The sequence below is a fragment of the Thermoflavimicrobium daqui genome (genome assembly GCF_003313465.1).
Classification (GTDB): Bacteria; Bacillota; Bacilli; order Thermoactinomycetales; family Thermoactinomycetaceae; genus Thermoflavimicrobium; species Thermoflavimicrobium daqui.
Genome location: NZ_KZ845676.1, coordinates 57449 through 64419, shown reverse-complemented (window position 1 = coordinate 64419; position 6971 = coordinate 57449). Strand labels below are relative to the sequence as shown.

6 protein-coding genes and 1 rRNA gene are annotated in these 6971 nt (G+C 36.2%); 3 read left to right on the top strand and 4 right to left on the bottom strand.

Annotated features, from left to right (window positions below; all coding sequences use genetic code 11):
• A 16S ribosomal RNA gene (locus tag DL897_RS16480) occupies nucleotides 1–251 on the bottom strand; the annotation flags it as partial.
• Between the two features lie 302 nt (nucleotides 252–553).
• Nucleotides 554–739, bottom strand: a complete 186-nt coding sequence (locus tag DL897_RS16475) for a hypothetical protein (RefSeq protein ID WP_113660217.1) — start codon at nucleotides 737–739, stop codon at nucleotides 554–556.
• Between the two features lie 223 nt (nucleotides 740–962).
• On the opposite strand from DL897_RS16475, the gene DL897_RS16470 reads away from it, so the two are divergent.
• On the top strand, nucleotides 963–1373 hold the full coding sequence (locus DL897_RS16470; protein WP_113660216.1) for a hypothetical protein: 411 nt from the start codon (nucleotides 963–965) through the stop codon (nucleotides 1371–1373).
• 366 nt (nucleotides 1374–1739) lie between these two features.
• Entirely contained in the window at nucleotides 1740–3098 is a 1359-nt protein-coding gene (locus DL897_RS16465) for a TIGR00366 family protein (RefSeq protein WP_113660215.1), read from the top strand.
• Between the two features lie 130 nt (nucleotides 3099–3228).
• Here the strand turns inward: DL897_RS16465 and DL897_RS16460 are convergent, their stop codons facing one another.
• Nucleotides 3229–4797: a sigma 54-interacting transcriptional regulator gene (locus DL897_RS16460; RefSeq protein WP_113660214.1), complete on the bottom strand. Its 1569-nt coding sequence runs from the start codon at nucleotides 4795–4797 to the stop codon at nucleotides 3229–3231.
• Nucleotides 4798–4849: 52 nt separating this feature from the next.
• Complete coding sequence (locus DL897_RS16455; RefSeq protein WP_113660213.1) at nucleotides 4850–5497, bottom strand: TetR/AcrR family transcriptional regulator; 648 nt, start codon at nucleotides 5495–5497, stop codon at nucleotides 4850–4852.
• 226 nt (nucleotides 5498–5723) lie between these two features.
• On the opposite strand from DL897_RS16455, the gene DL897_RS16450 reads away from it, so the two are divergent.
• The gene (locus DL897_RS16450; RefSeq protein ID WP_113660212.1) at nucleotides 5724–6746 is read left to right on the top strand and encodes an NADP-dependent oxidoreductase; all 1023 of its coding nucleotides are present in this window, start codon (nucleotides 5724–5726) and stop codon (nucleotides 6744–6746) included.
• The last annotated feature ends 225 nt before the right edge of the window (nucleotides 6747–6971 follow it).

The window sequence follows — 6971 nt, the reverse complement described above, 5'->3', positions numbered from 1 at the left end:
AACAAGCTAATGCGCCGCGGGCCCATCCCTAAGTGGTCGAAACCTTTTACGATTCGCTCATGCGAGCGAAAAGATTATCTGGTATTAGCCCCGGTTTCCCGGAGTTATCCCAGTCTTAGGGGCAAGTTGCCCACGTGTTACTCACCCGTTCGCCGCTAGGAGCTTTCCCGAAGGAAAACTCCCCGCTCGACTTGCATGTATTAGGCACGCCGCCAGCGTTCATCCTGAGCCAGGATCAAACTCTCAAAGTAGTTCTTAACGATAGCTTAGTACTTCTTGTCCCGGAATCTACGATTCTGGGGCTACCGCTACTAGTTTGATTGCTCATTTGAATTAACGAGTCATGTTCACTCTTTAGTTTTCAAGGAACACTTTCTGTTGTTTCACCGCGTTCTTGCGGCGACAAAAAATATAATATCATGCACAAGTGAATAAGTCAACATCTTTTTTAAATAAAATAATTAACTAAAAAAAGCCTCTTGATCATGTCCTTCTTCAATCTGAGGCCTTTTAAATTACTTCAATTGGCCCATTCAATATAAATAACTTTATATCAAAAGCTTTTCTTTTTGGTTTGCGCTTGATTTTCTCCACTCTTTGGATCCTTCCCAAAAATACCATTGATCTGTTCACTTATATCTTCAAGCATTCTTCCCACATTCTGTAATTCTTTTGAAACGGCCTCCAATTCCGGATCATCCTTAGCATGAATGATCCCAAAACGAAACTTTTTCCCCATTGATCTCTCCTCCACCTTTTCGCAATGAAATAAAAGTTGTTCCCGAGAAACATATAGAAATAAACAGAATAACAAAGATACTTACATCTAATAGCTTATTTTTAGCATCCATACCCAACCAAATATTAAAAAAATTAGCTAGGTAGTTATATTACGATGGATACGTAAATAGGAATTATATAAAAATTATAACATGTTTTAATTATGAAGGGGTGGATTTTAAATGAAAAAGGCTTTTTCTATTTGTTTTAGCTTCGTGTTATCTTTACTCCTTATTTTTAGCATCAGTGTATCGGCTGCTACTTTACAAGAAAAAGATCAGATCCAATTTTCATCAGTAAAACAAGATCACATCCTTTCCAAATTTATTACTGTTCATGAAAATGGCTATATCGTTGTCGATGTTGAAAACAAAGGAGGAGAGGGTCAAATTAATTGGGGAATAATTAAATACAATGATAAAGAGAAACCTGTTGCTGATTACGGTATCGATTCGGTTAAGCAAAAAAAGGTTCAAGTTCCTCCAGGCAAATATGCTCTTTTATTAGTATGTAAGTACATTACTATTAACGGCTGTCAAGCAAAGGGAACTATACAAAGTTGGAAAAATAAACGAAATGAGATTGCCTTCTAAAAAAGCCGTCATCGCTTTTAAACTCACTCCCATAGCTTTAAACAAACGGCTCATAGAGTTTCTAAGAGTAAATCTCTTAGAAACTCTTGTCCCTGTGAAGCGATTTACTCTGACTCTAAGAACAATCTAGGTTTTGAATCAATTTATAATACAACATGCTCTAAATATTAAAAGTCATCCATACTTAAATAAAAGTAGGATGGCTTTTTTTATAAAAACATCATTTATAGATCTTTTACCTTTTCATCCTTCGATTGCACCTTTTCAAGCAACTTATTTTATTTATAGATATTAACTAACTATTTTAGGGTATTTTTATATAAATTGAAATTTTATGCTACATATATTGAACCAGGAGGTGCTATCATGTTTGCACGTATCACAAATATTTTTATTCGTTACATCCAACGATTTATGCCTGATCCTTATTTATTTGCTATTATTCTTACGCTTATCGTTGTTCTACTTAACTTGATCCTTGTTCCACAGTCCAACTTAGGAGATATGGTACATGTTTGGTATCAAGGTGTTTGGGGTAAGCAAAATATTTTCATTTTTGCCCTACAAATGACCCTGATCTTAATTTGTGGAACTACACTTGCCCAAGCTCCTCTGATCAAAAAAGGACTTAAATATTTAGCTTCCTATCCACAAAATCAAGTACAGGCAGCCATTATGTGCTTTTTAGCTGGTGCATTGGGTTCACTTTTAAATTGGGGTCTTGGACTGGTAATTGGAACGATACTTGCCAAAGAAATCGCCAAACGATTGGAAGAGATTGACTTCGGATACGTCGTTGCTGCAGCTTATATGGGCTTTATCACTTGGACTTCTGGCTTTTCTAGTTCGATTGTATTAGCGAATGCCGATCCTACTAGCTCGCTTAATATTATTTATAAAATGACCAAACAAACAGTCGGTCTTGAAAACGATATTTTTACACTATATAACATCATTCCTATTATCCTTACATTGATCGCTTTTCCATTCATCTTAAAATGGATGGCTCCAAAAGAAATCAAACCGATTCAACGCAATTTCTTACTAGAAGAAGAAACAACTCAAATCGAAAAGCCTAGTAAAACATTTGCCAGTAGATTAGAAAATGCTTGGATTTTAAATTTGATCTTCGTTATAGCCGGTTTATATGTATTCTGTGGTCCTTTAAAAGGAAAAGTAACGATCGATTCGATGATATTACTTTTTACTATTTTAGGATTACTCTTTCATTGGACACCGATCCGTTATGTAAAGGCCTTTTGTGAATCAGCCAAAACAGCTGGCTCTCTCTTATTACAATATCCTTTATATGGTGGAATTATGGCTTTAATGGCTTATACTCCTCATTCAGGTGTCGAACCGTTACAAACCGTTTTAGCAAAAGCAGTTGTAGAAACAGCCAATGTTTATACCCTTCCTTTTTTGAATTATTTAGCTTCCTGCATCATTACGCTTTTTGTACCATCAGGTGGAGGACATTGGGCCGTACAAGGTCCTGTTTCGATTGAAGCAGCAATGGCACTAAAACAAACTTCACCTCAATATCTAGGCAAAATATCCATGTCTGTCGCATTTGGTGAAGGCGTTTTCAATATGATTCAACCTTTCTGGGCCTTACCCATTCTTGCATTAGCCGGCTTATCCATTCGAGACATTATGGGATATTGTGTGATGGCTCTAATCTTTGGTTTTATCTTCTTTGGAGGTGCACTGCTGATTTTTTAAGGAACGTATGCTTTCTTATTGGTTTACTCCAATGAAGTGAAATATAAGAAGCCCGTACTACTTCAAATGTGATACGGGCATTTTTTTAGAATAACCTTATTAAATCCAATCCTTTTAAATCATTCCCTTATCATGAGATATAAGTATAGTAATCATCTAGCCCATATTTTTTTATCTTCTTTAATACAGCCGTATGACTAAGTCCTATTTGTTTCGCAGCTTGACGGGCTGATTTACATGTCTTGAGGATTTCAATGAGTAATTTTTTTTCATATGCCTCTATCTTCTCTTTAAAACTTTTTTTCGAATCATATGGATGGCAGGAAGCTATCGTTGATTGTTGTTCTAAATAAACGGACTCTAGTTCGTTTAAATCGTCAGGACAAAGGTAGACTGTTCGCTCGATAACATTTTTTAATTCACGCACATTGCCAGGCCAATGATAGGACTGTAGGAATTGAATCGCTTGATAAGTAAGAGAAAGTGGTGGGCGATGGATGAGATGACAAAACTGTTTGATAAAGAAGTCTGATAATAATGGGATATCACTTATTCGCTCTCGTAAAGGAGGGATATAAATAGGAATGACATGTAAACGGTAGTATAAATCTTTTCGAAACGTTCCCTCCTCAATCATGGCTGAAATATCACGGTTCGTTGCCGCGATAATACGAATATCGATCGGAATTAGCTTATGTCCTCCCAATCGACGAATGGCTCTCTCTTCAAGTACTCGAAGTAATTTTGCCTGTAGATGATAAGGAAGCTCCCCCACTTCATCTAAAAATAAAGTTCCACCTTGTGCCATTTCGATTAATCCCTTTTTTCCTCCTTTAAGCGCTCCAGTGAAAGCGCCTTCCTCATAACCAAACAATTCACTTTCTAATAAAGTTTCAGGAATCGCAGCACAATTCATTGGGATAAAGGGGCCATTCGCCTTTTCGCTTTCAAAATGGATGGCTCTGGCAAAAAGCTCTTTTCCTGTTCCACTTTCCCCATGTAGAAAAATGGTCGCTTCACTTTTCGCCACTCTTTTTGCTATTTCTATACATCGCTTCATCTTCCCACTATTATGAATAATTCCAGCAAACGGAACCATTCCTGTTTCTTTCACCGATTGAATAATTCCGTGAATTTGCTTCATATCTCGTAAAACAATGACAATCCCTTGACTTTCCTCCTTGGTCCTGATAGGAAGATAACTCAAGATCAGTTGCGAAGCGCCTCTTTTGACTGTCTTGACCACTGTAGGTATATTCAGAATTTCGACTCCTTCAAACAAACAACGTTTGATCTCTTTTTTAATACCTTTCCATAACTGACGGATGGGTTGATCAATCAGTTGTTTCTGATTCATATCGAGCATTTCTTCTGCAGCTCGATTGACTGTTTTTATATGAAGTTGATGATCTAGTGAAATAATTCCTTCAGATACCGTAGAAAGTATGGTATTCATTTGGTTTTCTCTAATTTCAGAAGGAAGAAAGTTAATCACCTCCACTTTTTCTACCCCGATAATTTTCTGTATGCTAGTAATAACTTTATTGATTAAGCTTTGTTCCATAATGTCTATTTTTAAATAGATGTAGCGTGGCTTAACTTCCATACGAATAATATCCATTTGCCTTAATTGTCCAACAATATCATGTGTAATACCAACCCGGTTAACTGTCTGAATCTTGAAAGTCGCATAATTCACAATATAACTCCTTTCTTCTTTAAAATAAATAGATGTTAAACACTTTACAGCATTATGTAGTATACGGATACGTCAACTTCTGAACAATCGTATGAATCGCACCTTTGATCAATGAGTCATCCATTTGTTCGAGATACTCTGGTTTAAAAAGTTGTAATTTTTTTAAAGTATAATACTCATAGATTGCTTGTTTGATCGTTAAATCATTGGGAATAAGAAAATTCGGCTGGATGATTTTGCGTAACATGATCTCATCTTGAAACATAAATAATTTAAAGTGAATCGGATTAAATACACCTTGACTCACTCCAGAAGCATAAAATTGATCAAGATGCCAGCTTCGCTCCAATTGTGCTTGAGTGATTCTATCTAGTAATTGAGGATACGAAGTCTTAAGATCCTCCAAAAAGATATCTGAGATATAAACAGCAATTAACATTGATTGTTCAAATAACCTTTGGAAACGAATAGAAAAAGGGGCTTCTTCATTCACAATGAGTTGGTCAATATTTTTAATACAATCAACATAAACATCAACGACTTTTTCAACAATCTCATCTTTTGAGGAAAAATATTTATATAAGGTTGCCTTACTAATATCCATATATTTCGCTACATCATCAATTTTAAGTGCGTTAAATCCCTTTTTTTGAATGATCGGAAGCAATTTATCAATACATTTTTTACAATCTATTCTCATATCATCCTGCAACTATGTTATAGTGGCAGATTTTTCACCTCACACTTTCTTAAATCATGGCTTTCATCATTTATCTTCAGATCCTTATCTCTATTATAACCAATCAACGATTCTTAGAAAGTAGACTAAAAAGGTTTATTTAGTTTATTTAGTATGATAAACTTAGTCTGTATTCATAAACAGTGCTTAAATAAGAGAAACTGAAATAAGAAAGGAGATAACGATTATGGAGAAAAACCAAGAAATTCTATTAGTAAGTAGACCAAAAGGGCTACCTCATGAGGATAATTTTTCAATATTAGATACTTCTATTCCCACTATAAAAGAAGGAGAAGTACTTGTTCGCAGTTTATATGTTTCTGTTGATCCATATATGCGAGGAAGAATGAGTGATAAAAAATCATATGTTCCTCCTTATGCTTTACATGAAGTGATTATAGGTGGAGTGGTCGGAGAAGTCATCGAGACGAAGGCAGATCATCTAAATGTGGGAGACGTGGTTGTAGGCTATCTTGGATGGCGTAAATATAATGCAGTAGAAGCTAATCAAGTCACCAAAATCGATCCTACCTTAGCTCCTATTAGTACAGCGCTGGGTGTACTAGGGATGCCAGGACTAACGGCTTATTTTGGTCTTCTTGATATTGGACAACCTAAGCAAGGCGAAACCGTGGTCATCTCCGGTGCAGCAGGTGCAGTTGGTATGATTGTAGGGCAAATCGCCAAAATCAAAGGATGTCGAGTAGTTGGAATTGCTGGTTCCGATACAAAAGTTGACTACTTAATTAAAGAACTTGGCTTTGATGTCGCTATTAACTATAAAACGACTGAAAATATGAAAAAAGCTTTAGCAGAAGCTTGTCCTAATGGTATTGATGTATATTTTGATAATGTAGGCGGAGACATCTCTGATGCAGTTCTTTCTTTAATCAATAAAGGGGCTCGCATCCCACTATGTGGCCAAATCTCCCTATATAACCTTGAAAAAGCGGATATTGGTCCAAGAGCTCAAACCGCCTTGCTAATCAATAGTGCTCTCATGAAAGGATTTATTGTCGGTGACTATAGTCAGCGTTTTAATGAAGGATTACTTCAACTATCCCAATGGGTGAAAGAAGGAAAAATTAAATATGCTGAAAACATTGTGGAAGGATTTGAAAACATACCAAAAGCATTTCTCGGCTTATTTAAGGGTGAAAATCTTGGGAAACAACTAGTAAAAGTAGCCGAATGGCATCCCAAAAAATAGAGAAGTTAAACTGTGAATGATCCTTTTAGATCCCATCCATCTATCTAGAGGATATCTCCACTTACTAATCCTTATATTCCGTTTAGAAGCCCGTATCACAAGTGCACAAGGAAGGTGGTACGGGCTTCTTTTAGATGGAACGGGCAAAGCCGTATGGAAGTAACACGCGGAAGTCATTGCGCTAAAAGCCCCTCTGATTCCATTCATTTCCGCTAGGTAAGACAT